This is a genomic window from Ruegeria sp. SCP10 (assembly GCF_040329495.1).
GTDB lineage: Bacteria > Pseudomonadota > Alphaproteobacteria > Rhodobacterales > Rhodobacteraceae > Ruegeria.
Window position 1 is genome coordinate 309,242 of sequence record NZ_JBDZYF010000003.1, and the last position, 26,518, is coordinate 335,759.

Below are 26,518 nucleotides of genomic sequence, written 5' to 3' on the forward strand. Positions count from 1 at the left end.
GCGCGCTACGACTTGGCGTGGCGCGCCAGAAATTCCGAAATCCGGGCCAGACCAGCTTTCAAGTCTTCTGTCGGGTTGGTGTAGCCAAGCCTCAGCCAGCCCTCCATGTCCATTGCGCTGCCCGGCGTCAGCATCACACCTTCTTCTTGCAAAAGCGTCACGCATAGATCGCGTGAAGCCATCGGCAGATCGTATTTCAACAAGGCCGTAGTGCCGGATTTTGGTGGCACCCAGCTGAGCAGCGGCTCGCTTACGATCCAATCCTGAACGAGCCGCAGATTTTCGCGGGTGATCCGGTGCGCCCGCGCCAGTATCTTGTCGCGATGTTCCAGCGCCATAGCGGCTAGCATTTCGTCGATCTTGCCGACCGAGATCGTGTTGTAATCCCGATGGATCATCACGTCATGCAGCATCTCTTTGGGTCCGGCGATCCAGCCAACCCGCAACCCGGCCAGCGAATAGGCCTTGGACATGCCTGCCGTGCTGATCCCTTTTTCGTACAGGTCCGCGACCGCGACGGTGAAGCCGTCGCCTGTCTGATCCGTTCCGCGATAGACCTCGTCACACAGCAGCCAGGCATCAACGTCGCGCGCAATCTCGACGATTTGTTCCAGCAATGCGCGATCCATCAGCGCCCCGGTTGGGTTGTTGGGATTGTTGATCGCAATCAGGCGCGTATCGGGTCGCACCATCGCCCGCAACTCGTCCAGATCGGGCAGGAACGCGTTTTCGGGCCGCAGATGCAACAATTCGATATCGGCACCGATGCTTTCGGGAATGGAATAGTGTTGCTGATAGGTCGGGATTACAGAGATCACGTGATCACCACGCGATACCAGCGTCTGATGCACCAGAGAGTTCGCGCCGATGGTCCCATGCGTCGTTAGGATGTTATCCCGGCCCTGACTGTCATACAGGCCACAGATCGCATCGCGCAGGCGTTCTGACCCTTCAATCGCGCCATAGGTCATCTTCATGGATGACAGATCGTTCAGAATACTGTTGTGCTGGCCCGCCATGTCGAACAGTTCGCCCAGCGTGATGGACTGAATGCAGGTCTCAGCCAGATTGAGTTCGCAGGTCGTCTCGAACTCATTCATCCACATCTCAACACCAAAGGGTCTGATTTCCATTGGGGCTCTCCTACTTTCAGCATTTGGGGCGATGGCACGTAACGGACGCACGGTTATGAAGATGTCTTATACCGCCAAACCAGCCAAGCGGAAGATTGCGGGTTTGTGCCTGAAATGTATCCAGGGGTTTTACTTCACAAACCCGGGTTCGACCCGAGCATTGAGATGTCTGTTTTGAAACTGGAAATGTCGCAAGCCTCTCAGCATAAGAACCGCGCGACTCTATCCTGTGCATGTGAGGTGCCGCTGTTTGAGTCTCAGACAGCGGAGAATTGGGAAGCCGGTGAAATTCCGGCACTGCCCCCGCAACGGTAAGGAAGGTCAGGTTCGGCAATCAACCACTGGGACGAGGATCCCGGGAAGGTGTCGCAACCGGGCGGAAGCCCCTTTCAAGTCCGGAAACCAGCCTTGCAGATATGTCAAACCGCGGGTGGCGGTGGGGGCACATGTTTCGGACGTGATCCTCGCGCGCCTCCGGACGGTTCCTCCTTGTCATCTGCCCAAGCAATGCCGCGGGGCGCGGCAGGAGAGCCAGAAATGAACAGCATTCAAAGCCTGTTGGCACGTCGCATCCCTGGTTACGCGCTCGAGCAGGCGTTTTATACAGACCCCCAGGTATTTCAGGCCGATCTTGAAGTCATCCACTACCGCGATTGGCTGTTTGCCATTCCGGCCTGTGAACTGGTGAAAGCAGGTGACTACGTAACCTATACCGTGGGCGCCCACCGCGTTGTCATTGTGCGTGGTGCTGACAACCAAATCAGGGCGTTTCACAACACCTGCCGCCACCGTGGTTCGATCATTTGCAAGGCTGCAAAAGGCAATGCGCCTAAACTGGTTTGCCCCTATCACCAATGGACCTACGAGCTTGATGGTTCATTGCTGTGGGCGCGCGATATGGGGCCGGATTTCGATCCGAAACAGCATGGGCTGAAGACAGTTCATTGCCGCGAGCTTGCCGGGTTGGTTTACATCTGTCTTGCGGACAACGCCCCAGATTTCGACATGTTCGCCAACACCGCGCGCCCTTATCTGGAGCCGCATGATCTGGGCAACGCCAAAGTGGCTTTTGAAAGTTCAATCATTGAAAAGGGTAATTGGAAGCTGGTTTGGGAGAATAACCGCGAGTGTTACCACTGCGGTGGCAACCATCCCGCGCTATGCCGCACCTTCCCTGATGATCCTGCAGTCACAGGGATCGAAGGCGGTGAGACGCCGCTGCATATGCAAGCCCATTTTGACAGGTGCGAAGCCGCCGGGATGCCCTCGCAGTTCTACCTGCATGATGACGGGCAATTCCGTATGGCTCGGATGCCTCTGAAAGAAGGGGCGCAAAGTTATACGATGGATGGGAAATCCGCCGTGCGGCGCTGGCTGGGCCGGTCGCCGTTTGCGGATGCAGGGGCGTTGTTGAAATTCCATTATCCAACAACCTGGAACCACTTTCTGGCTGATCATTCCATCGTGTTCCGCGTCACACCAATCAGCCCGACTGAAACCGAGGTCACAACCAAATGGCTGGTTCACAAGGATGCCGTTGAAGGGGTCGATTACGATCTGAAACGTCTGACCGAGGTCTGGATTGCCACCAATGACGAAGACCGTCAGGTGGTCGAGGATAATCAGCTGGGTATAAACAGCCCGACCTATCTGCCTGGCCCGTATTCGCCGACGCAGGAATCTGGTGTGCTGCAATTCGTGGATTGGTATTGCAACACGTTGGCCGGTCGGTTGGCCCCCGAAACAATCGCGGCGGAGTAACGGTGATGAAAGATCTCAACGCGGTTGCGAATATCTGGCAGGACAGCGAAACACTGGAATGCGTCTCGGTCGTGCCCGAGATGGCCAATACGGCCAGTTTCACCTTTCGCGCCCCGTCTGGGTCGATGTTTGCGTACCATCCAGGGCAGTTTCTGACCCTTGAAATCCCGGCTCCTGGGCAGCCGGGTGGGGTTGTGCATCGCACTTACACGATCTCATCTTCTCCCTCGCGGCCACGGTCGATCACGATCACCGCCAAGGCCCAGCCGGACAGTATTGGGACGCGCTGGATGTTGAAGAATTTACAGCCCGGCATGCGGATCAAAGCCATCGGACCAGCCGGGCTGTTTTCAAATGTTGAAAGCACGGCTGGCAAATATCTATTCATCTCTGCCGGGTCCGGGATCACGCCGATGATGTCGATGACCACCTGCATGTGGGACGAGGGGCGTGATCTGGATATTGTCTTTATCAACTGCGCCAAACGACCGTCCGAGATCATCTTTCGTCAGCGGCTGGAGCACATGGCCAGCCGAACCCCTGGCCTAGATCTGAAATTCGTTGTTGAAGAGCCCGACCGCTATCGCCCTTGGACGGGGTATCAGGGGCAGTTCAACCAATTGATGCTGGGCCTGATGGCGCCTGACTATTTGGAGCGTGAAGTCTATTGCTGCGGCCCGGAACCATTCATGCAGGCGGTACGCGATGCTCTGGTCGGGCTGGGCTATGATATGGACAACTATCATCAGGAAAGCTTTGGCGCCCCGGTTGAAACCGAGGCCGATCAGCCAGAGCTGGACGATGTTATCCCAGATGATGACAGCAAGGCTGAGATTGTGTTCGCAAGCTCCGGCGTGACTGCCAAAGTTGCCGAAACCGACACGGTTCTGGTCGCTGCACGGTCGGTTGGGTTGAACATCCCCTCGGGCTGTACGTTTGGCGTTTGCGGGACCTGCAAGGTTAGAAAAACAGCAGGTGAGGTGCATATGGTCCACAATGGCGGGATATCCGAAGACGATATCGAAGCCGGTTACATTCTTGCCTGCTGTTCCAATCCGATCGGTAGGGTTGAGGTGGAGGTTTAGTCTCAAAACCGCCCCGGAATGCGCCCGGGGCGGTTGGTTTGATCTTACTATGACACGGTGAACTGCCCCATCATGCCGCAATCTTCATGTTCCAGGATGTGGCAGTGATACATATAGGGCGCGTCAGAAGGCGCATCATGGTCGAACCGCACCAGAACTTCGGACCAGCCATCCTCGACATGGACCATATCTTTCCAGCCTTGCGCATAGGCGGGGGCGGGGCCTCCGTTTTGTGAGAGAATGCGGAAGGAACAACCATGGATGTGAAAGGGGTGCAGTTGATCATCAACTGAGATACGCCAGATTTCGGTATCGCCTTTTCTGACCGTCTCATCAATCCGGTCCATTTTCATTGGCAAACCGTTTATGGCCATCGCTCCGGCATCGCCGCAGAAATTGTCCCACGCCAGCGCAAGTGCGGCAAGATCTGCCCCGACATTCATGTTCAACTCAAAAGATCGCGTGACTGTCGCCTCAGAGGGTTGAGCAGGGGAGAGATTGGCGAGTCTGGTCGGCATTGACCCGGTGAAACCGGTCTGTGCGGTTCTCGCCAACCGCAAAGCAGTCACTGTTTGATTCCCTCCAAAAAGGTTGGCAAAGAACCCGCCACCGTTCCCGTTAAGATTGACATTCAAGGCGTTCGCCTCAAGCGCGCTCATATCCACGAGCACCTCATACCTTTCACCAGGCGACATCAGGATGCTCTCCGCCTCGACCGGTGCGGGCAGAAACCCTCCGTCCGATGCGATCACCGTCATGGGTCCGGTTTCCATCGACAATCCAAGGAAGCGCGCGTTACAGGCGTTCAGAATGCGAAGCCGCACAAGGCCGGTCGGAACCGCTTGCGCGACGGGTGCGATGGTGCCGTTGACGATAAGGGTATCGCCTTCAAAGCCATCCTCAAAAACGGCAGCAGACACATTGTAGCTCATGCGCCCTTCTGCATCGAACATCTTATCCTGAAGGATCAGCGTGAAATCATCCACGCCATAAGTCTGTGGCAAATCGGCTGAAAGGCTGCCGTCATCTTCGACCAATAGGACACCGGCAAGCCCTTGATAAGTCTGGCGTGCGGTTTTGCCATGCATGTGCGAGTGAAACCAGTTCATCGAAGCGTGTTGAACAATCGGCACATCCGGCGACCAGACGCTGCCATGCGCGATCTCTTGATGCGGCCCGCCATCCACATCTCCCGGAATATGCAGCCCGTGCCAATGCAGGGTCGAAGTGTCACCTATGTTGTTAACTACGTCAAAGGGCAGAGTTTGGCCTTGTTTAACCTTAAGAACCGGACCGAGGTAGTTGTTATTTATCCCGAAAGTCGCACTTTGCGCGCCATTGCCAAAATCATGTGTCGATGGGTTCAGCGTCAGCGCAATACGCTCTTCGATCCCGTTTGTAAGGTCCGTCATTGGAATTAGCCGCAGGGCGCCTGAGGCAGATTGGGCCCAGGCCATGCCGCCGCGCGCAACCAAGGCAGTTGCCCCAGACGCTTTCAGAAATGTTCTGCGATCCATTGAAGTCACCAATCAATATCAACTAAGATTGATGAAATAGGTATGAAGGCAAATTGTCAACCGTGATTGATAAACGCGACAATGACTTTCTGGGTCAGAATATCAAAGGCATGATGATGACTTTGATCGCCCATTGGAACGCGCGCATGGATGATGTGCGGGCACAGACGGAGTTTGCCGCGATACGGCCCGCAGATATGCAGGTCTTTGCCCAGCTGCGCGGGCGCACGGTTAAACTCTCTGTCATTCATCGAGAGATGGGGTTTTCCCGTCAGGCCGCAAAGCAGGCGGTTGACCGGTTGGTCGCACAGGGCATGGTTAGGGTTGATGCGGGCCCCGACAGTAAGCGCGACAAAGTGGTGACAATAACGGAAAAAGGTCACCGCTGGCGCAAATGCGCCGCAGACCAGATCAGAGGGATTGAGGCGGAAATCGCCGAGACTTTGGGGGCCGATAGCAAAGAGCATCTACGCGCTTTGCTAAAGGAGCTTGTTGCAACCACCCAAGCTTAGGGGCGGCTATTCCGGGCACTAGGTTGCGTCTTATCTGGTCGCTTCGAATAAGCCTCGGATATCCTGTGCCGTGAGCGGGACTGGATTGCCACCTAAGCTTGGGTCGCGCAAAGCGGCCTCGGTCAGCGCATCGAAATCCGGGTCTTTGACACCCAGTTCGGTCAGCGTACGCGGAATGTTGAATGACGCATTGAAATCGTCGACAAAAGCACAGAACCCGTCAAAGCCGCCCTCAATTCCCAGATAAGCCGCCGCCTGATCAAATCGTGTGCGGATGGCATCGGCGTTGAACTTCAAAACGGCGGGCATAAACACAGCGTTGGTCGTGCCGTGGTGGGTATGATGAACCGCGCCAACGGGATGGCTAAGCGCGTGGATCGCTCCCAAGCCTTTCTGAAACGCCGTTGCGCCCATGGCCGCGGCGCTCATCATCTGACCACGGGCCTCCAGATCGCTGCCATCTGCATAAGCACGGGGCAGATACTCTTTGACCAGACGCATCCCCTCCAGCGCGATGCCTTGGCTCATTGGATGGTAGTGCGGACTGGAATAGGCCTCGACACAATGGGCGAAGGCGTCCAGCCCGGTCCCGGCGGTGATGAATTTGGGCATACCAACCGTCAGTTCCGGGTCCATGATGACCTGTGCAGGCAGCATCTTGGGGTGGAAGATGATCTTCTTTTCGTGGCTTTCTGAATTGGTGATCACGCTGGCGCGACCGACTTCGGACCCGGTGCCTGCCGTGGTGGGCACGGCCACAACGGGCGCGATGGCATCTGCATCCGCGCGGGTCCACCAATCGCCGATATCTTCGAAATCCCAGATGGGTCGTGTCTGACCTGCCATGAAGGCGACGGTTTTCGCCAGATCAAGGCCCGAGCCCCCGCCAAAGGCGATCACCCCGTCATAACCACCTGCATTGTAGGCTGCGACACCGGCCTCGGCATTTAGATCCGTGGGGTTGGCGTCAACTTCGGCAAAAAGCCCCGACCCGAGCCCGGCGCTTTCCATAAGCGCCAGGGTCCGCTTGGTGATCTCATTCTCGGCAAGGCCCCGATCGGTGACTAGTAGGGGTTTCGTAATCCCTGCCGCAGCGCAGGCCTCGCCTATTTCGGCGATGCGCCCCGCACCAAAGCGGATGGGGTTTGGATAGCTCCAATTGGCGGTTTGGGTCATGATTTCAGCTTCTTCAGATGGTAGGATTTGGGGCGGGTGACAGCGTGAAAGCCGAGAGCTGACAGGCCCGCACCGCGCCCGGTGTCTTTGCATCCGGTCCAACACAGGGCGGGATCCAGATAGTCGCAACGGTTCATAAACACGGTGCCGGTTTCCAACTGGCGACCAATCGCCTCTGCTGCGTCGGCATCGCGGGTCCAAAGCGAGCAGGTCAGGCCAAACTGGCTGTCATTCATCAGTTCAATGGCTTCGGCGTCATTTTGCACGGGCATGATGCCTACTGCAGGTCCAAAGGTTTCATCCCGCATGATCCGCATGTCGTGGGTCACCTCTGTGAGGATTTGTGGGGTCAGATAGGCCCCGCCATCATCGGTGGGCATGGTTGGGATGTGGGCCGTTGCACCTGCTGCCATCGCCTCATCAATCTGGGCGCGCGCCTCCTGGGCGAACCGTATGTTGGCCATTGGGCCCAGTGTGGTTTCCGGGTTGCGCGGATCACCCAGCACATAGGTTTTCACCAACGCAACCGCCTTTTCGACGAATGCATCAAACAGGCTGTGATGCACGTAAATCCGCTCAATCCCACAACAGCACTGGCCCGAGTTGAACATCGCCCCGTCGATCAGCGTCTCAACCGCTGCATCCAGATCCGCGTCGACGCGCACATATCCGGGGTCTTTTCCGCCGAGTTCGGTTGAAACCGCCGTGAACGTTCCCGCAGCGGCGCGTTCCATCGCGCGGCCCCCGCCAACCGAGCCGGTGAAGTTGACCAATCCGAAATGGCCTTCGGCAATCAGGATCGAGGTTGTGTCATGATCCAACACCAGATTTGTAAACACGGCTCCAGGCAGACCAGCGGCCGCGAAGGCCTCGGCCAGATGTTCCCCAACCAGAATGGTTTGCGACGCGTGTTTCAGAACCACCGCATTGCCCGCGATCAGAGCGGGCGCAATCGTATTGATCGCGGTCATGTAGGGATAGTTCCAGGGGGCCACGACAAAGACAACACCTTGCGGTTCACGCTCGATCTTACGCAGGAAATCATCTGAGTCTTCGATCACAATTGGGGCCAGCGCATCTGCGGCAATCGAAGCCATGTGATGCGCGCGTTCTTCGAACCCTCCAAACTCACCGCCATAGCGTACCGGGCGGCCCATCTGATGCGCAAGCTCGATCACCATGCGGTCAGTGGTCTCGCCGATATAGGCGACGGCCTTATTCACATAGGCGATGCGATCCTGCAAAGGCAGCGCCGCCCAATCGCGCTGCGCCGCCTTTGCGCGCGCAACAGCGACCCGTGCGGCGTCTACGGACAGGCAATCCCGTTCGGCATAGACTGAGCCATCAATCGGAGAGGTGCAGGTGATCTTGCTCATGTATCAGGCCTTCTCAAAACCGCGGGCGACTTCCCAGTCGGTGACGATGCGGTCAAACTCTTCCTGTTCCCATTCAGCCGCACGGGTATAGTGATCAATCACGTCATCCCCAATTGCTGCGCGCAGCATCGAAGAGCCGCGCAAGGTTTCGGTGGCCGCCCGCAAGGTGCGTGGGATTTCGGGAACGCTATCATCCTCGTACAAGTCACCTGTCGCGGCATCGGCCAATGTTAGCTTGTCTTCGATCCCCTTTAGCCCGGCAGCCAAAAGCGCAGCTTGGGTCAGATAGGGGTTAATGTCCGATCCTGGGATGCGGCATTCGACCCGGACAGCCTTGGTATCTGCCCCACAGAGCCGGAAACCGGCGGTGCGGTTGTCCACAGACCAGGCGGTTTTGGTCGGCGCAAATGTACCCTTTGCAAATCGTTTGTATGAATTGATGTAAGGCGCGAAGAAATAGGTACAGTCTGGTGCATAGGCGATCAGCCCGGCCATGAAATGCCGCATCAAATCTGACATCCCATGTGCACCATCGCCTTGGAACGCGTTCTCGGTGCCCTGCCAAAGCGACATATGTACGTGCGAGGCGCTTCCGACGCGATCTTGATGCCATTTGGGCAGGAAACTGGCGGAATGACCTTGTTGCCAGGCGATCTCTTTCGTGGCGTGTTTTGCAATCGTGTGGTGATCAGCGCAAAGCAGCGCCTCGGCATATTTGATGTTCAGCTCTTCCTGACCAACCTCGGCCTCACCTTTGGAATTCTCAATGGGAATTCCGGCGGCATACAAGTGATTGCGAAGGGGGCGCATCACATGTTCTTCCTTGGTGGTCTGAAGGATGTGGTAGTCCTCGTTATACGGCCCCAACGTGGTCAGGTCGCGATAGCCTTCGGCACGCATCTCATCGAGCGGTTTTTTGAAAATAAAAAACTCAAGCTCGGTGGCCATTTTGGGAGTCAGGCCCATGCTCTCGGCGCGGGCAATCTGTTTTTTCAAAACCTGTCGGGGTGCATGTGACACCGGTGCGTGGCTGTGGTGATCCAGTATGTCACACAGAACCATCGCGGTTCCTTCCAGCCACGGCACAGGCCATAGCGTCGTCAGGTCCGGCTTCATCACATAATCGCCATAACCCTGGCTCCAACTGGTCGAGGCGTAGCCATCCGGTGTCGCCATCTCAAGATCAGTGGCCAGAAGGTAGTTGCAGCAATGTGTTTCCTCATGGCCGCTTTCAAGGAAGTTCGACACATGGAACCGTTTGCCCATAAGCCGGCCTTGCATGTCGACAAAGCACACCAGAACAGTGTCAATCACGCCCGAAGCGGCCTGTTCTTTCAGTGCATCAAAGGTGAGCGGAGAGGTCATTTGGCAATCCTTGAATAGGGCAGGCAGCGCCCCGAACCTGTCGGGGCGCCGGTTGGTTTAGCCGTAGCGATAGGGGCGTCCGGCTTTTTGCATATCCGCGTTATACTGGCGGAAAATGTCAACGATCTTGGCTTTGGTCGGGCTTTCAGCGGCAATCTCATCCCAGAACTCGACAGCGGCGTTTTCAACCTGCGCCCATTCCTCATCGGGGATCGAGGTCAGCTCCATCTTGGTGCCGTTGACCCGAAGGTTGGCTTCTCCGCCCCAATACCACCACTGGCGATAGTAGTGGCTTTGCTCCATGCAGACCGCAAGCAGGGCTTGCAGGTCTTCGGGCAACTCGTTCCAGCGATCCATATTGGCGAAGAAGTGGCCAATCCAGGCGCCCGAGATGTTGTTGGTCAGGAAGTAGTTGGTCACATCAGCCCAGCCAACTGTGTAATCCTCGGTAATGCCGGACCAAGCGATGCCATCCAGCTCGCCGGTCTGCACCGCGACTTCGATGTCTTCCCAAGGCAGGGTCACGGGGACCACACCAAACTGGCTGAGGAACCGACCCGCGGTTGGGAAGGTAAAGACCCGCTTGCCTTTGAGATCTTCGAGCGAGCGGATTGGGTCCTTTGTGGCAAAGTGGCATGGATCCCACGCGCCGGCTGAGATGTGTTTGACGCCGACTTTCGAGTATTCCTCGTCCCAGATCTCTTTCAAGCCATATTGGTTGAACAGAACAGGCACATCCAGCGAATAGCGCGATCCAAATGGGAAGTAGCCGCCAAACACGGTCACTTCGGTGGGTGACGCCATCGAGTCATCATCGGACTGCACAGCATCTATTGTACCGCGCTGCATCGCCTGGAACAGCTCACCTGTAGGGACCAGCTGATCTGCAAAGAACAGCTCGATCTGCATGCGGTCGCCTGCGATTTTGTTGAAGGTCTCGATGGCCGGAACCACCACCTCGGCCGCGAGTGCAGCGCCCGCGTAGGTCTGCATCCGCCATGTGATCGTCGATTGTGCCAGAGCTGGAGCAGCCAGCGCGGCAGGTGCGGCAACGGCAGCACCTTTGATAAACTTGCGTCTTGTGGTCATGTGAACCTCCTTGTTCAGTTACACTCGATCTTGCAGTGCGCTCTTGTCGGCGCTTAATTTCCGTAAACTGTTTGTGGTAGCCAAAGGGCGATCTGGGGGAAGACCATGATGATCGTCAGCGCCCCCACCATCACCGCCACAAAAGGTATGATGGATCGATAGATATCATTCAGTGTGATGCCCGGGGGTGACATCGCGCGCATCAGGAACAGGTTATAGCCAAAGGGTGGTGTCATATAGGCGATCTGTGTGGTGATCGTATACAGCACGCCGTACCAGATCAGATCGAACCCAAGCGCGCCCACCAGCGGGATGTAAAGCGGCGCGACAATCACCAACATCGCCGTGTCGTCCAGAAACGTGCCCATCAGAATAAAGCTGAGCTGCATCAGGATCAGGATCATCCACGGGGACAGGCCCAGACGTTCGGTGAAAAGGCTTTCGATGGCCTTGACTGCGCCCAACCCGTCGAACACGGCCCCGAAGGCCAGGGCGGCAAGGATGATCCACATGAACATGCAGGTGATCCCAAGCGTGTTACGCACCGAGGTTTCAAACACCGTCCAGTTCATACGCCCTTTCAGAACTGCAGCGACAAAGGCAGTGATTGCCCCAATGGCAGAGCTTTCGACCAGAGAAGTCCAGCCATTCACAAAGGGGATCATCATGGCAAAGAAAATCCCAAACGGTAGAAGACCGGACAGCAACAAGCGATACTTCTCGGGCTTTGGCATCGCACGTTCTTCTTCTGATAGGACCGGGCCAAGTTCAGGGTTCATACGACAACGCACGGCGATGTAGATCACAAACATCGCAGCCATCATCAGGCCGGGGATCACACCAGCGAGCCAAAGCTGACCAACCGGCTGCCGTGCGATCATCGCATAAAGAACCAAAACGACCGATGGCGGTACCAGAATCCCAAGGCTCGACCCGGCCTGAACAACGCCCGTGACCATACGTTTGTCATACCCGCGGCGCAGAAGCTCGGGCAGGGCGATGGTGGCTCCGATGGCCATGCCGGCAACCGATAGCCCGTTCATCGCCGAAATCAGAACCATCAGCCCAATGGTTCCGATGGCCAAACCACCGCGCAGCCCACCCATCCAGACATGGAACATCCGATACAGGTCATCGGCGATCCGGCTTTCCGACAGGATATAGCCCATGAACACAAACATCGGCACGGTCAAAAGCGGATACCAGCGCATCAGCTTGATGGATTGCGAAAAGGCGATATCGAACCCGCCTCGATCCCCCCACAGCATCAACGCGGCAATCACCGCGACAAATCCTATTGCCCCAAAGACACGCTGACCGCTGAACAGCAGCACCATCATCGAGGCAAACATCATCAGGGCAATGAACTCGTAACTCATGCTGTTTCTTCGCCCTTAAGTCGCAAGATATCCTTGGCCAGTTCCGAAAGGGCCTGCAGCAGCATCAGAATGATCCCGACACACATCACAGTCTTGATGGGCCACAGATACGGGCGCCAGATCGTGCGGCTGCGTTCTAGTGTGCCGACCTCTTCCGAGCCGGTGACAAGACCGGCAAAGAAAGACAACGGCTCAGTGCCCCAATAGCCCAATGAATACGCGGTCGAACTGATCCCGCCCCACAGTAGAACCAGCAGATATGCGATCAGGCAAAGCACCATGATCGCATCTGTCGCGGCCTTTCGGCGAAGCGACCAGTTGTCGTAAAACAGATCCATCCGCACGTGGCTGCCCATCTGGATGGCGTAAGGCCCGCCCAGAAAGAAATAGGCAATCATGGCGAATTGAGCGACTTCGAGTGTCCAAAGTGACGGCTGGTCAGAAAACTTGCTGATGGTCGACCACAACAGGACGGCCATCATGGCAAAGATGCCAAACATGATCACTCGACCGATACCGTAGTTTAGCCGGTCGATCACTGCGATGTATGTTTTTAGAAGCTTCATCGAATGGCGTCCTCGACTGAGGATTCCGAGCAGATTTTCATCGCTTCGCGTAGCCAATCCGCCAACACATTACCCATCTGTTCGCATTGTTCGGGTGTTGCAATCAGATCATTTCTGATTTCGATCATGACGTTCAGCAGACCCCGGGGCAAAGCATGGTGCCGCAGCGTATGTGTGACGCCATCCGCCGGTCCGTAGGGCGCATTGCGCTGAACATCGTACCCTGCTGCAACATCGAGCATCGCATCTGCCAATCGGCTGTCGGCATCATGCAAGATTCCAATTTCAACCGATCGGTTCTGGCCCCTATAGACGGGTGTGAAACTGTGGATGGTCACAATCGCTGTGCGATGATCACGGGCGTTCAAGGTTCTGGTTAACAGAGACTCAAACGGGCGGTAGAATTGCGCGGTACGCGCCTGTCTTTGAGCGGTGGTTAGCCTTGCGTTGCCGGGCACCTGCGTATCTTCGCTGCGCTCGGGCATAGCGCTTGCGGCCTCGGGTGGTCGATTACAATCGTAAATTAGCCGCGAGACAGTGCTGTAAACCAAAGACGCATCCAGGCGCTGAGACATTGATCGTGCGGTCTGCAAGGCACCGGGGTCCCAGGCGATGTGGCTTTGCAACGCGTTTTCATCCAGCCCGAGGGAGTGAAATTCTGATGGCATCTCAGCGCTGGCATGTTCACACACCAATAGGACAGATGACGAACCCTCGGGATTTTCAACCCGCGGTGCAAACTCTGCATCTGTCGTGCACTGTTCCAATCAGAATCCCCCGTTCTGTGTAAAGTTTTCTTCAACAGCATTTCCTCTGTCAACAAATTTATGTAAATATTCGTTCAGAGTGGGGTAAGGTGGTAATATTTTGACTATCCCGGATGCAGAAGATAACATCAGTGCAAGAAACAGTCTGGGTGATCATGCAGACCATCGCTGAACGATTGCAGGATAAAACCGGTGACTTGACCCGGTCGGAGCTTCAACTGAGGGATGTCATCCTCAGAAACTATCCAGCTTCCGGGCTTGGGACCATCACCTCACTTGCGGAGGAGGCCAAGGTTTCCACCCCCACAGTTGCGCGGTTGGTTCAGAAGCTTGGTTTCGCAGGCTTTCCCGAGTTTCAGCGCGGGTTGCGGGATGAGCTGAACGAAAAGATTTCCAGCCCGCTTACCAAACGCGAAAAGTGGGTTGATGACGCGCCTGACGCGCATTTGCTGAACCGATTTACCAAGGCCATCATCGACAATATCGGCCAATCCATGGCCAAGATTGACCCCGCTGCGTTTGACACCGCTTGTGATATGCTGAGCGACACAAAGCGCAAGGTCTTTATCGTCGGCGGTCGGATCACGCGCACTCTGGCGGACTACTTCTTTCTGCATTTTCAGGTCATCCGGCCCGATGTGACTCTGATTGCGTCAAACTCAAATGCCTGGCCGCACTACGCGCTGGATTTTGATGAAAATGATGTGGTTGTCATCTTTGATGTGCGGCGATACGAAAACAGCACGCTGAAACTGGCCGAGCTTGCCCGTGAGCGGGGGGCTCAGATTGTCCTGTTCACGGATCAGTGGATGTCACCGATTTCTGACCTGGCACATGTTGCGTTCAGCAATCAGATTGCGGCACCATCAGCCTGGGATAGCAACCTGACCACCATGTTGATATCCGAGATCGTGATCGCCGAAGTGCAGGAGCGTAACTGGGAAACCACCCGCGCCCGTATGGAAGAACTGGAAGAGATGTTCGACCGAACAAAGTTCTTCCGTAAGTTTTGAAGCACCAGGGCACTGTGTTAGGCCACTTGCAGGCCTCATCACGCGTATCAGATGGGCTTTTTGTGCGTCTTTTGTGCAAACCATTGGCAGATTTTCGCCAGAGGGTTTGCAGAGCTCTTTTCTTTGCAGGTCGGATCGCCCAGAAATCTTAAGAGATTCTAAACAGGTGATGAAGTTTCGTGCAGGACAACGCCCGGAAAATGAATGCGATCTGGCAGTATCTGTCCGTTCCCACTCGGGCAATTGCAGCGCTCGGGCTTGTTGTCCTTGTCTCAGCCTGTTCTCAAAACTCACCTTATAGCGGTCTCAATCCTGAACGTCAGTTCATGGCACTCCAAGAAGTCGAACGGAAACAAGCGCTGGGGCACAGAGTGTGGTGCGTTCCCTATGCACGAAACCTGAGCGGTATCCAGATTCGCGGTAATGCCAAGGATTGGTGGGGTAAGGCGCACAAGACTTACGATCGGGGTGCAGATCCGACAGTGGGCGCGGTGATGTCATTTCGGGCAACGCGCGGAATGTCTTTGGGCCATGTCGCGGTTGTGTCAGAGATCGTTGATGATCGGCAAGTTGTCATAAATCACGCCAATTGGCACCGCAACAAAGTGTCGTTGAAAATGGGTGTGCGGGACGTGTCAAAGAATAACGACTGGACACTGGTTCGGGTCGAAAGCCAGCCCGGTCGCTACGGCAAACCATATCCGGTGAACGGATTCATATATCCGAAAGCTGACGAGTAGTTTAGCCTACACTGGTTTTGAAACTGCAGGCAGCCTGTGCTGTATTTGCCCTAGGCGTCAATCGCTCATAGCCAGTTGAAAATCTGAGACGTTGAAATCGATCAATCCTGCATCTCGGTGACGTGGGTCATCATGCCGTCTACGCGCGCATCAAGGCTCTGAGAATGCAATTGCAGCATTTCCAGGCTGGCTATTAGATCGCCCTTTTCGATATCACGTGAGATCACGACAATGCGGCTTGTCGTGTCGTTTCCGGTCCATGATTTTAGCGGCACCGGAGCGTCGAAAATGTGCTGCACCCCATGAAAAACAAAGGGCCATTCCATGCCTTGAACATGAATGATGCCTTTCATGCGCAGAATGTCTGGGCCTTTGAGTTCGACCAGCGTTTCCAGCCAAAGATCAAAAACACGTGCGGGTATCGGATCGGCGACCTCGATTGAAGCTGAACCGATACGACTGTCATGGTGGAAATGAGTGCCCGCGGGGGGCAGGGGCATAGGGTCAGATGTGATCACTTTTGGTTCGAATCCAGACAACCCAGCCAACGGGTCGGGCTTTGGTTTTTCTGACCCAAGCCAATCCAAAAGATCATTTGCTGTGGCGCTACCGCGCATCGCAGACAAGCCGAACAGCGCGCCGATCGGAACCTGCCCGTGTTGAGCGGTTATGCGTTGGGCGGTTCCGTTGATCCCTTCCAACCTAGCTTTGAACCGTTTGAGGTCGGTCGGGGTTACAAGATCGGTTTTGGTCAGGACGATCAGATCGGCCATCGCGATCTGGCTGACCGCTTCAAACTGCGCATCAAGGGTGCGAGGGCCGGTTGCTGCATCCGCTAATGAGACGACGCCATCCAAGCGAAAGTTTGGTGCGATCAGGTCGTCAATAACCATTGTATGCAAAATTGGACCCGGATCAGCGATCCCGGTGGTTTCGATGACCACGCGATCAAAGCGAAGTTCGCCCCGTTCTCGACGGACAAACAGGCTGGTGAATGTATTCGCCAAATCGCCCCGGATCGAACAACACAGGCAACCGGATTGCATCAACACCACGTCCTCGGTCGATTCCTCGATTAGATCATGGTCCAGTCCCGCATCGCCAAGCTCATTCATGATCACCGCTATGCGACCGGCTTCTGGGTCGCGTATAAGGTGGTTCAACACCGTCGTTTTGCCCGCGCCCAGAAAGCCGGTGAGCAAGGTGACTGGTATGCGATTGTCAGGGGTCGCCATCTGAGATGTTCCAATTATCAACGGATGCGGATTCTACAATTGACAGATATGAAATATTATAACGTTCGACAAGCGGAGTGATCATAACTCGCGCCGGTCAGATGCGACGCAAGGTGTTGGGAAACGGGTGGCCAACGAGGCGTGCATACATGTCATCTCAATGTCCTGCATAGGCCGACCAAATGCCGAATGCGCCCACTATGATCAGGCTGATCGCCCAGGCAACATCCAGATTAAACCAGCTTTTCGAGATGAATTTAAGGCCGAGCCAATGATAGACGAATAAAGCGATCAAAGCTCCGGCTGACGTCATGGCAAGGGTATGAACCGCAGCCACTGTGAAGGCCGTAAAGACATCATTGCTCATCAGGGTTTGCGCTGCAGCATGGCCCGTCGTGGTTACATTGCCCGGCTCAAGCAAGCCACAAATTCCCAGATATATCGGAACCAGCATCAGCCCTGCGCCGTGTGCCATCGCGGCCAGAAATGACCAAAGCGCCAAACGCGCCGGATGAACACGGGCCAATATCTTGGGGTGTTTTCGATTGATCAACAGATACACACCCATTGCAATCACGATCACGCCGGCACCCAGGCGGATTTCGGTTTCGCGCTCGACGAGAATAATCATCAACGAGAACGGCAGCAGAATGCCGATCATCGCCAGGAAATGCCCCAGCGCGAGCATCAAAAGCGCCTTGGCCATGGCCGTGGGCTTGCGCTCCATCAACGCAGCAGACACCGCTAAAGGCCAGCCCATGCCGGGGTTTATACCGTGATATAAGCCAGAGAAAATGACGGCCCACCAAAGGGCCGTCAAAGTCAGATCTTCCATCCGAACTTACACGGAAGGATAGCAGAAGCTGTCAGTCGAGCAGTCGCCGCCTTCCAGACGAATCTGATGCGCGCGCGTGTTCTCGGGGAAGTTGATGTAGAAGTCTGGATCCAGCGCAAAGCTGCCATCTTCGCCCACATTGGCCATCACCATCTGGCCGCCTTCCTGATGCGGATAGAACTGATTATCCCAAGTTGAATAGAGCGAGTTGGTCCAATACACACGTTTGCCGTCCCGGCTGATCTCAACCATTTGCGGGCCGTAGATAAAGTCTTTGCCATTGGGATGCTTAGTCTCGCGCGCGATCCCACCCAGTTCGACCTTGCCGTTTAGAACTGGATTGAACGGATCAGAGACATCGTATTGGTGCATCTCACCCAAGCCCCAGCACGCAACATACAGGTATTTGTCATCCAGGCTGAGGTCGATATCGGTGACCAGAGGCGGCACAGCACTGAACCCTTTCAGCAGTTCGGGCAGATTATCAGGGTCTTCTGGGCGGGGATCAATTGTGATCACCTTTTTCGAGTTCCAGGTCCCGTCATCCTCGCGCCACCAGGTGAAGATCGCACCTTGCAGATTTGTTGTATCCACAACGACGCCGCAGAACCCGTAGGATTTCGTCGGATCATGGGCCGGGCGGATTTCCAGTGCCATCTGGTAATTCTCGCCAAAGTCGATGGTCTGGATGTTCTTGCGTGCCCGCAGGTCCCAGAAATGGATCGAATGACCGTATTTGTTGCTCAGCAAATCCTCGGGTACAACGCCGCCTTCAAACTGTGGCGGCAAGCCCCATTCTGAACTGACCATGTAGTCTTGCGGCAGGTTCCACCAGAAATCATAGTGCTTGTCCTGCTTGCCTCGATCCATCTCGTAGCGCCCGATGATATCGAAGGTTTCACAGTCCATGATGAAAATGCCCGGAGGTCCATCTATGCCATCGGGGCCAGCGCCACCCAAGGTTGAGACATAAATCCCCTCAGGACCACAATGGATCGTGTGGGGCCGCGAGTAGCCGGTTTTGGCAAAGACTTCCTCGGGCTCTATGATTTTGTGAATTTTGGCCTTCAGCGGCTCTTTGACGTCGAAGATGTAGATGCGGCTTGATCTGATGCCTGGCACGATCAGATAGCGCCGTTCCAGAAAGGCATGACCTGAGAGCGGGGACAGGGACGAAGAACAGGCGTTCCAGCCGAAATGATGAAACTCGTCTCCGGTCGTGGGGGTCATCACCGTATGCACGATTTGTCCATAAGTGTCCGAGCCATTTCGAAGGTCGATCACGGCCAGCCCATCGTGATGGCTGGCGTCTTTGCCCAGCATAATGGTGAAGGCAAAGTTTTCGGCCGGCGCTTCCATCGCCAGTTTGGGTGACGCGTGAAACGTCGGATCTGGTCGTAAGTTCATGGTAGTCCTCCCTTTTGTTTACCCCACCTCGCTGGGGTTCGCCTGTAGGTCTTGATGAATCTCTGCTCTAGACACCTCCAACATTGCACAGTTGGATCGCGCCGCTGACCTTTGTGGCAAGGTCTTTGAGTTGCTCCCCAATTTCTTGTCTGTAGTCAGTTCCAAATCGTCGTACCGGCCCAACTGCGCCGACGCTGAATGTGACCCCGATCCGGCCAACCGCCACTGGGGCCGCAACGCTGGCGATGCCAATATCAATTTCCTGGTCGCAATCGGCAAAACCCTGTTGCTGGATCACCTTGAACGCCTCAATCAGCTCGTCGCGCGTCGTTTTGGTGTGATCTGTAAAGGCCCTGAGCGCGCCGTTCAGGATGGTGTCCTGAAAACCCGGCTCGGCAAAGGCCGCTATCGCCATCGAGCAGGAACACGCATGCAAAGGGCGTTCCCCGAGGCCAGGGTGCACAAATGCACGGGCCGGGTCCTCGGGGGTTTCGACATGTATGATTTCGATCTTGCTGTCTCGAAACCGGGCCAGAAAAACCGTTTCGTTGAAGGTCGTAGCCGCCGCGCGCAATGCCGGGGCGGACACGCGGCGCACATCGATATCGGACTTGCCGAGCAACGCGATGCGGATCAGGCGATCACCAATCACATAGCGCCCATCTCCGTTTGGGTCCTCAATCAGGCCCTGGTCCAAAAGCGATTGTACCTGCCGGTAGCATGTTGGTTTGGGAAGGCCGCTGGCCATCTGCACCTCAGCAACCGAAACAGGCCGACCCATGACGGCGATAGTTTCTAGCAAGCTGATCAAACGCTCTAGGTGCATATAGTCGGTATACCATCGAATGGTGAGACTCATTCTCATATAACGAGACATCACCCACAGAGATCAAGCTTTGTTTGCCATATGATCAAAAACCGGATTGTGGATGTTTGAACCGAACGCCCTGAAACCGGTTGATGCTAGTTGATACGCAACAAAAAACTTGGGCTTGTCGTAGACGGCATGCGATAGAGCATCTGTCAGAGACCGATGTTGACAACGCGCGCATAGGTAATAATTTTAGTTAATAAAATAATAAGGGGGAGATCGCCGTGTATCTCGGACTGGACTTGGGCACCTCAGGGCTCAGGGGTGTTCTTATTGAGGAGGCTGGCACCGTCATCGGCAGTGCCGAACATGAGATTGCAACCTCCTATCCGCGATCCGGATGGTCCGAGCAAGCGCCTGAGGATTGGATCGATGCCTGCAGAGCGGTGATTGCCCGGATCAGGGCAGAGCATGAAACGGAGTTTTCCAAGCTGCGCGGCATTGGCCTAAGCGGTCATATGCATGGGGCAACCTTGTTGGATGCCGATCTGAATGTGCTGCGCCCCTGTATTATGTGGAACGACACGCGTGCCGCGCAGGAAGCAGCCAAGTTGGACCAGATCACAGACATGCGGGCCATATCCGGCAACATTGTCTTCCCGGGCTTTACGGCGCCCAAGCTGGAATGGGTGCGGACGCACGAGCCGGATGTCTATTCCAGAGTAGCGAAGGTGCTTCTGCCCAAGGATTATTTAAGGCTTTGGCTGACTGGTGAGTGCATCAGCGATATGTCTGATAGCGCCGGCACGTCGTGGCTGGATGTCAGTAGCCGCACGTGGTCAGAAACCGCACTGCGGCTAAGCCATATGCGTCTGGACCAGATGCCCCGGCTGGTTGAAGGCAGCGAAGTGGGTGGAGACCTCAGGTCAGAGCTGAGGCAAGACTGGGGTCTTACTGGGCCGGTGGTTGTTGCTGGTGGGGCAGGGGACAATGCAGCCGCGGCCTGCGGGATTGGCAGCGTTGAAGATGGGGCGGGTTTCCTGTCGCTTGGCACATCGGGCGTTTTGTTGGTGGCCCGCGACAGATACGCGCCCAAGCCCGAGACGGCGGTCCATTGCTTCTGCCACGCAGTGCCCGACCGGTGGATTCAGATGGGGGTCATTCTGTCTGCGACAAACTGCATGAACTGGTTATCTCGAAATCTTAGGCAATCCGTCGGTGACCTGGCCGGCGCGTTGCCAAAGTCCCCAGAAGGGCCATCCGCGGCACGCTTCTTGCCCTATCTGTCCGGAGAACGAACGCCCCATAATGATAGCGCCATTCGAGGCGCTTTTCTGGGCCTTGATGTCTCTTCGGGGCCCGTTGATCTGACACAGGCGGTTATGGAAGGCGTCGGTTTTGCTATGCGGGATTGCCTTGAAGCGCTCAGAAGCACGGGAACCGAGCCCAGCAGCCTGATGGCCGTTGGCGGCGGGGCGCAATCCCAGTATTGGCTGGAAACACTGGCGACCGTGTTGCAAATACCCCTGGCTCTGCCAAGAGGCGGCGAATTCGGCGCGGCAATTGGGGCTGCACGCCTTGCAATTTGTGCAGCCAGTGGTGCTGAACCCACCGATGTTATGTCGCCGCCTGAGGTGGGCAGCATTATCGAGCCACGCGCCGATCTATTTGCCGCATACGAGCAGGCGTATCAAAGCTATCGCCAATATTATGCGGCGCTGGCTCCGCTTGCGCAAAGATGACCGGACAAGTGATCCAGCAAGTCACTCTCGAAAGTGGTGAAATGCGCGCATGCCTGCTGAGCTATGGGGCGATCACCCAAGGCTGGTGGTACAAGGGCATCCCTATGATCCTGGGCTATGATGATCCGATGGACTACCTGTCGGATCGTAATTATCTGGGCGCCATCGTCGGTCGCGTTGCCAACCGCATCGCAGGCGCGTCATTTGCATTGGACAAGGCGCTGTTCGCGCTGGATGCGAATGAAGGCCGGAACACTCTGCATGGCGGGCGCTTGGCCCTTTCGCACCAACATTGGACCCTCGCTCAGGTTGCCGAGAATGAGGCAGTGTTGTGCCTAAACTCACCTGATGGAGATTGCGGCTTTCCGGGGCAGGTGCAATTCGAACTGCGCATCACACTCGAATATCCACGTCTGACCTATTCGATCACTGCTCAGACAGATCGTCCAACACCGATCAGTATCGCGCAGCACAATTACTATTCGTTGGGCAGCACAACTGGCGTTTCCGATCACCTTCTAAAATTGGCCTCAGACCGATATCTAGACACCAACGATCAGGGAACAGCGTATGGCCCGGTGTCTAAGAGCGTCGGAGGGTCGATGGATTTCTGCTCTGCCAAACCTATCAAGGAAGCGGGGGCAGATTTGGATCATTTCTTTGTGTTCGGAACGGACGCCAAACAACCCGCCGCCGAAGTCACCGCACCGAATGGTTTGAAACTGAAGCTATGGTCCGATCAGCCCGGTGCGCAGATTTACACAGGTGGAGGTCTGTCTGACCCTTTCGCTCCCAGAGCGGGCCTGTGTATCGAGCCGTCGGGATACCCCAATGCGCCGAATGTTGCGGCCTTTCCGTCAATTCTGTGCACTCCAGAGCGCCCTTATCGACAGACCCTGACCTTAGAAATCACCGAGGGCGCAGCATGAGGTTGATCGCGACACTGGCTACCGGGGGCTTCGCCCTAGCATCAGCCGCAAACGCTACATCGCTCGATTTGGGCCCGCGTCCGGTATTTGTTGAACCCGACCTCGAAGCCGTCGAATTGGGCCAACTATTGTTCTACGACCCGATCCTGTCGGGCAACAGAAACATAAGCTGTGCGACCTGTCATCATCCTGACCTCGGAACATCCGATGGTTTGTCGCTGGGGATCGGCGAAGGGGGTGTGGGTCTAGGGCCCGAACGCGCGCTTGATCCGAACAACTTGCCCGAACAGCGCATTCCGCGAAATTCACCTGCACTTTGGAACCTCGGCGCGACCGAATTCACGACGTTCTTTCATGATGGTCGGCTTGAGGCTGATCCGACGCAGCCGGATGGCATCCGCACCCCACTGGGCACGAATATGCGACCCGGGTTCCAATCGTCATTGGCTGCGCAGGCGATGTTTCCTGTGCTGTCACCGGATGAGATGGCAGGTCACTATTCTGAGAATGATGTCAGTCAGGCTGTGCGTCTTGGTCTGCTCACTCAGGAAGGTGGGGCCTGGGATCTGATCGCAGCCCGTGTTGCGGCGATCCCAGAATATCAGGCGCGGTTTGATCGAGTAACGCCGGGGGAGGAGATCACCTTTACTGCTATCGCCAACGTGATCGCGGATTTCATCGCCTTTGAATGGCGCGCTGACAACAGCCCGTTTGACCGGGCCATGCGCGGTGAGGAACTTCTGTCGCCAGATGCGCAATTGGGGGCCGATCTGTTCTACGGTCGGGCAGGATGTAGCAGCTGCCATTCGGGCTGGTTTCAGACGGATCATAGCTTTCACGCTATTGCCATGCCTCAGATCGGGCCCGGAAAAAGCGCCCGATTTGAAAGCCATGTCCGCGATGACGGCCGGTTGCGTGTCACAGGGGACGCGAATGATGCCTTTGCCTTTCGCACGCCGTCGCTGCGCAATGTGACACTGACGGCGCCGTATGGGCATAGCGGTGCTTATATGCGGCTTGAAGATGTGGTGCGTCATCACCTTGATCCCGAAGCATTGCTGCGCAGTTACGCGGCAAACATGGCGCTGCTGCCGGAGTTTCCCGGCACGGCCGACCAGACAGCCTTGCTGGACCCGGATCACGTAGACGCGATTGCCAGCGCTAATGAGTTGGCTCCAATCAGCCTGACAGATCAGGACGTCAATGCAATTCTGGCCTTCCTGGCCAGTCTTGAGGACCCTGCCGTGCGGCTGGGTGTTCCGGATCAGGTACCCAGCGGGTTGCCAATTGACCGTTGATTACCGTTCGATCTGAACGGTCTGGTTGGCGCTGAAAGCCTGCCAGTCTCCGATCTGGCCATCTGGCCAGATAACCCGCGCTTCGACTGAGTCGGTCGCACCTAAACCAAAGTGATGCGGTCCGGCGATACCGCTGGCATGCCCCCCACCGATGGTGATTTCACGGGCTTGTAGGCCCAAGGGCGTCTTGATCTCGATAAACCCGCCCACAGCAAACCGGTTTGAACGGTCCTGAGAAACCTCGACTTCTAGCCAATTTCCGCTCTGGGGTAGGCTTTCATACAGCTCAAGCGCCGAGCCTCGATTGACAACCACCAGGTCTAGCCAGCCATCAGCGTTGAGATCCGCCAAAGCCGCACCGCGCGATTTTGCCATCGAGGCGATGCCTGCCGCCACCGACGCTTCTGCGAACTGACCCTGCGGGTCTTGCAAAAGCAGGTTGTTTGGGTCGTTCAGGGCCGCATCGGGCATCTGTTCTACATTGCCTTTGGCCACGAAAATATCATCCCGTCCGTCATTGTTAACGTCCCCGAACTGCGCGTGCCATCCGGTTGAGGGGCGACCATCCCCACCCGTATGGGGTCGATGGGCCGTTGTGCCCCGATCATAGGTCGCGTCGCTCCAAGTCGGCCCCGTGGCTTCGGGGTCGAACATCTGCAATTTCTGATCACCCATCGAAGTCAGATAGACTTCGGGGAAGCCATCTCCGGTCAGATCACGCGACGCGATGCCCATGCCCCAGATTGAATAGGGCACCCACCCATCCTCGGCAGAGTAGAGTGTGGGGTCTGGTTCCATTGCCCATAGCTGCTCCTGACCTCCCTTTACATAGTAGTGGCGATCATTGCTGACACGCAGGTCCGCGCGTCCGGACCGAGACCAGTCGGAGAACAGAACTGATAGAGAACAATAGCCCGGTTCCAGATGCGCCGGTGGCAGATAGCTGTCGCCCTGTGGTTGGTACAAAACCGTTGGGCCGCAGGCTTCGAACGGGCCATCTGGATTGCTGCGGTCAACATATGTGCCAAAGGCAAGGGTCGGTAGGCTTTGCCCATCCTCCCAAGTCGCTGAAAACCCGGTTGTCCAATGATCGTCTGATTGGAACCCAAGCGTGGTAAAAGGGCTGAATCGACAATCCGCCGCGCCCTTCAACAGCAGATCGGGGCCGACCCGCAATATGGCGAGGTCCAGAATGCCATCGCTGTCGATATCCAGCGGATAGGCGCCAGTTACACCCGTTAGTTTCAGTTCTTCGGGCGTATTGGCATCGTATGAAATGCTGCCTTCCGAGGTGTTTCGAAACAGCTGCGACGGGTTCGCCCCACCAGCCGCGAACAATTCAGGCAGACCATCCCCATCGCATTCAAAGACGGCGACACCGCCACCGACGAAGTGTTCCCACCCGCCATCGTAGATATGGCTCGCAATCTCGACGGGCGTGAAACGCGGGGGTTGCACCTCTGCCGCAAGCGCCGTGGGCAACATCAGAAGGACATACAGCTCAGGACGCATGTGCAGGGATGTCCTTGACCTTGAGGATCGAGACCTGCTCGATCGCATAGGCCGCTGCGCCCTTGGCCCACATCTGATCGCCCCAATGGTGAACTTTGATCTCGGGCAGAGGGGTATCCACATTCACAACGCCGCTGCGGATACGGGTCATCACCTCATCCGAATAAAGATGCTCCAGCCCTTTTTGACCCCCGGATAGAATGATGCATTCGGGGTCAAACAGGTTGATTAGGTTGGAAATCCCCAGACCAAACATCTGGCCCGCGCGCCCCAGAACCGAGGCAGCCATCACATCGCCGCTTCGCGCTTTGTCGTAGATATCAGCAACGGTCCTTGGGTTTTGGTTTTGATCCACAACTGTCATCTCGCGGATCAGTGCGTAATCGCCCACATAGGCCTCAAGACACCCGCGCTGGCCGCATTGGCAGAGCGCACCGTCTAGCTGAACTTTGGCATGCCCGAATTCCGCCCCGCAGCCCCGTTCTCCGCGATAGAGCTGGCCATCTAGAACGATGCCAAGACCCACGCCATGTTCGATGGTTACAACAAGGAAGTTCTTTAAACCTTTGCCATAGCCAAAATGCTGTTCGGCCTTGGCGACGAGATTGGCGTCGTTTTCTATAAAGGCCGGGCAGGGGATCTCCTTTGGGAGGATCTGACCGAAATCAATGTTTCTTTCCGTCAGGGATGACGACCAATGCACAAAGTTGTTTTCCGCGTCAACAAGCCCGGCAATGCCAATTGAGACCCCGGACAAATCCTCTAGCGTTTTGCCAATCTGTGCGCTGGCTTCTTGCAGCGCATCGCGAATAGTTCTGACAAAAACCTCGGGCGTCATCTGTGCATCCGCCAGCGGATGGTTATACGAAGCCAAAGGCGTGCCCTGAAAGTCAACCAGGATCACCGACATCGCATGACGCGCAACCTTAAGGCCCGCCACAAGGTAAGACCCTCCATCCAGTTGCAGCAAAACCCGCGGACGCCCCCGCTTGGATGATTTCAAGGGTGGATCGCCTGGAACCTCTTTGATTAAACCGGCGGAAATCAGGTCGGCAGTGGCTGATGTAACCGTGGCAGGGCTGGTCTGAAGCGCGCTGGCAATATCGATGCGCGAGACTGAATCCCGGCTTCGGATATGGTCGAGAACCCGCATGCGGGTCGTGTTTCGCTGTTCTATCGAAGTTTGAGAAGCTTTGCTTTTCAGCATCTTGCCCATCCGAATCTGATCTTCCTGTCAATTTATGGGCATTTTTGAGTTTCGAACAGACTA

The 26,518-nt window shown here is 56.0% G+C and carries 23 protein-coding genes and 1 riboswitch; of the genes, 8 read left to right on the forward strand and 15 right to left on the reverse strand.

Features of this window, described 5'->3' with window-relative positions; all coding sequences use genetic code 11:
- Positions 1-5: 5 nt before the first annotated feature.
- On the reverse strand, positions 6-1,133 hold the full coding sequence (locus ABLN87_RS10555; protein ID WP_353009908.1) for an aminotransferase: 1,128 nt from the start codon (positions 1,131-1,133) through the stop codon (positions 6-8).
- Between the two features lie 221 nt (positions 1,134-1,354).
- Positions 1,355-1,558, forward strand: a riboswitch (cobalamin riboswitch).
- 112 nt (positions 1,559-1,670) lie between these two features.
- Between ABLN87_RS10555 and ABLN87_RS10560 the strand changes: the two genes are divergently transcribed.
- Both ABLN87_RS10560 and ABLN87_RS10565 read left to right on the forward strand, forming a co-directional pair.
- Positions 1,671-2,894 (forward strand): aromatic ring-hydroxylating oxygenase subunit alpha, encoded by a 1,224-nt coding sequence (locus ABLN87_RS10560; protein ID WP_353009910.1) that lies wholly within the window; start codon positions 1,671-1,673, stop codon positions 2,892-2,894.
- 5 nt (positions 2,895-2,899) lie between these two features.
- Entirely contained in the window at positions 2,900-3,979 is a 1,080-nt protein-coding gene (locus ABLN87_RS10565; RefSeq protein WP_353009913.1) for a hybrid-cluster NAD(P)-dependent oxidoreductase, read from the forward strand.
- A gap of 47 nt (positions 3,980-4,026) precedes the next feature.
- Here ABLN87_RS10565 and ABLN87_RS10570 read toward each other — a convergent pair whose 3' ends face one another.
- Positions 4,027-5,496 (reverse strand): multicopper oxidase domain-containing protein, encoded by a 1,470-nt coding sequence (locus tag ABLN87_RS10570; RefSeq protein WP_353009915.1) that lies wholly within the window; start codon positions 5,494-5,496, stop codon positions 4,027-4,029.
- Positions 5,497-5,549: 53 nt separating this feature from the next.
- Here ABLN87_RS10570 and ABLN87_RS10575 point away from each other — a divergent pair, with 53 nt between their 5' ends.
- Positions 5,550-6,008, forward strand: a complete 459-nt coding sequence (locus ABLN87_RS10575) for a MarR family winged helix-turn-helix transcriptional regulator (RefSeq protein ID WP_353009917.1) — start codon at positions 5,550-5,552, stop codon at positions 6,006-6,008.
- A 30-nt stretch (positions 6,009-6,038) separates the two neighbouring features.
- On the opposite strand, the gene ABLN87_RS10580 is transcribed toward ABLN87_RS10575, so the two are convergent.
- Genes ABLN87_RS10580 through ABLN87_RS10610 form a run of 7 tightly spaced genes read right to left on the reverse strand, consistent with a single transcriptional unit; the run spans position 6,039 to position 13,726 of the window.
- Positions 6,039-7,184 carry an iron-containing alcohol dehydrogenase gene (locus ABLN87_RS10580; protein ID WP_353009919.1) on the reverse strand — a complete coding sequence of 382 codons (1,146 nt, stop codon included), beginning with the start codon at positions 7,182-7,184 and terminating at the stop codon, positions 6,039-6,041.
- A complete protein-coding gene (locus ABLN87_RS10585) occupies positions 7,181-8,560 on the reverse strand; it encodes an aldehyde dehydrogenase family protein (RefSeq protein WP_353009920.1) in 1,380 nt (459 codons plus the stop codon). Before ABLN87_RS10585 ends, ABLN87_RS10580 begins: the two co-directional genes overlap by 4 nt.
- A 3-nt stretch (positions 8,561-8,563) precedes the next feature.
- Entirely contained in the window at positions 8,564-9,925 is a 1,362-nt protein-coding gene (locus tag ABLN87_RS10590) for a glutamine synthetase family protein (RefSeq protein WP_353009923.1), read from the reverse strand.
- A gap of 57 nt (positions 9,926-9,982) precedes the next feature.
- A complete protein-coding gene (locus tag ABLN87_RS10595; protein ID WP_353009925.1) occupies positions 9,983-11,014 on the reverse strand; it encodes a TRAP transporter substrate-binding protein in 1,032 nt (343 codons plus the stop codon).
- 53 nt (positions 11,015-11,067) lie between these two features.
- A complete protein-coding gene (locus ABLN87_RS10600) occupies positions 11,068-12,393 on the reverse strand; it encodes a TRAP transporter large permease (protein WP_353009928.1) in 1,326 nt (441 codons plus the stop codon).
- On the reverse strand, positions 12,390-12,959 hold the full coding sequence (locus tag ABLN87_RS10605) for a TRAP transporter small permease subunit (protein WP_170535278.1): 570 nt from the start codon (positions 12,957-12,959) through the stop codon (positions 12,390-12,392). The genes ABLN87_RS10600 and ABLN87_RS10605 overlap by 4 nt, the downstream gene beginning before the upstream one ends.
- Positions 12,956-13,726, reverse strand: coding sequence for an N-formylglutamate amidohydrolase (locus ABLN87_RS10610; protein ID WP_353009931.1), 771 nt, complete (start codon positions 13,724-13,726; stop codon positions 12,956-12,958). The genes ABLN87_RS10605 and ABLN87_RS10610 overlap by 4 nt, the downstream gene beginning before the upstream one ends.
- 155 nt (positions 13,727-13,881) lie before the next feature.
- Here ABLN87_RS10610 and ABLN87_RS10615 point away from each other — a divergent pair, with 155 nt between their 5' ends.
- Both ABLN87_RS10615 and ABLN87_RS10620 read left to right on the forward strand, forming a co-directional pair.
- The gene (locus ABLN87_RS10615) at positions 13,882-14,739 is read left to right on the forward strand and encodes a MurR/RpiR family transcriptional regulator (RefSeq protein WP_353010262.1); all 858 of its coding nucleotides are present in this window, start codon (positions 13,882-13,884) and stop codon (positions 14,737-14,739) included.
- Positions 14,740-15,065: 326 nt separating this feature from the next.
- Positions 15,066-15,479: a CHAP domain-containing protein gene (locus tag ABLN87_RS10620; RefSeq protein WP_353009934.1), complete on the forward strand. Its 414-nt coding sequence runs from the start codon at positions 15,066-15,068 to the stop codon at positions 15,477-15,479.
- A 101-nt stretch (positions 15,480-15,580) separates the two neighbouring features.
- Here the strand turns inward: ABLN87_RS10620 and ABLN87_RS10625 are convergent, their stop codons facing one another.
- The 4 genes from ABLN87_RS10625 to ABLN87_RS10640 all read right to left on the reverse strand — a co-directional run bounded on the left by ABLN87_RS10625 (position 15,581) and on the right by ABLN87_RS10640 (position 19,815).
- Entirely contained in the window at positions 15,581-16,714 is a 1,134-nt protein-coding gene (locus ABLN87_RS10625) for a CobW family GTP-binding protein (RefSeq protein ID WP_353009936.1), read from the reverse strand.
- A gap of 157 nt (positions 16,715-16,871) precedes the next feature.
- Positions 16,872-17,549, reverse strand: a complete 678-nt coding sequence (locus ABLN87_RS10630) for a hypothetical protein (RefSeq protein WP_353009938.1) — start codon at positions 17,547-17,549, stop codon at positions 16,872-16,874.
- Between the two features lie 6 nt (positions 17,550-17,555).
- A complete protein-coding gene (locus ABLN87_RS10635; protein WP_353009941.1) occupies positions 17,556-18,956 on the reverse strand; it encodes a selenium-binding protein SBP56-related protein in 1,401 nt (466 codons plus the stop codon).
- 67 nt (positions 18,957-19,023) lie between these two features.
- On the reverse strand, positions 19,024-19,815 hold the full coding sequence (locus ABLN87_RS10640) for an IclR family transcriptional regulator (RefSeq protein WP_353009944.1): 792 nt from the start codon (positions 19,813-19,815) through the stop codon (positions 19,024-19,026).
- Positions 19,816-20,051: 236 nt separating this feature from the next.
- Between ABLN87_RS10640 and xylB the strand changes: the two genes are divergently transcribed.
- From xylB to ABLN87_RS10655, 3 genes are read left to right on the forward strand one after another with little or no spacing between them, the layout of a single operon-like run.
- Positions 20,052-21,509 carry a xylulokinase gene (xylB, locus tag ABLN87_RS10645; protein ID WP_353009947.1) on the forward strand — a complete coding sequence of 486 codons (1,458 nt, stop codon included), beginning with the start codon at positions 20,052-20,054 and terminating at the stop codon, positions 21,507-21,509.
- Positions 21,506-22,438: an aldose epimerase family protein gene (locus ABLN87_RS10650; RefSeq protein WP_353009950.1), complete on the forward strand. Its 933-nt coding sequence runs from the start codon at positions 21,506-21,508 to the stop codon at positions 22,436-22,438. The genes xylB and ABLN87_RS10650 overlap by 4 nt, the downstream gene beginning before the upstream one ends.
- The gene (locus tag ABLN87_RS10655; RefSeq protein ID WP_353009953.1) at positions 22,435-23,736 is read left to right on the forward strand and encodes a cytochrome-c peroxidase; all 1,302 of its coding nucleotides are present in this window, start codon (positions 22,435-22,437) and stop codon (positions 23,734-23,736) included. Before ABLN87_RS10650 ends, ABLN87_RS10655 begins: the two co-directional genes overlap by 4 nt.
- On the opposite strand, the gene ABLN87_RS10660 is transcribed toward ABLN87_RS10655, so the two are convergent.
- Both ABLN87_RS10660 and ABLN87_RS10665 read right to left on the reverse strand, forming a co-directional pair.
- Positions 23,737-25,248 (reverse strand): CRTAC1 family protein, encoded by a 1,512-nt coding sequence (locus tag ABLN87_RS10660; RefSeq protein ID WP_353009956.1) that lies wholly within the window; start codon positions 25,246-25,248, stop codon positions 23,737-23,739.
- Positions 25,238-26,455: an ROK family transcriptional regulator gene (locus ABLN87_RS10665; RefSeq protein WP_353009961.1), complete on the reverse strand. Its 1,218-nt coding sequence runs from the start codon at positions 26,453-26,455 to the stop codon at positions 25,238-25,240. The genes ABLN87_RS10660 and ABLN87_RS10665 overlap by 11 nt, the downstream gene beginning before the upstream one ends.
- Positions 26,456-26,518 lie beyond the last annotated feature (63 nt).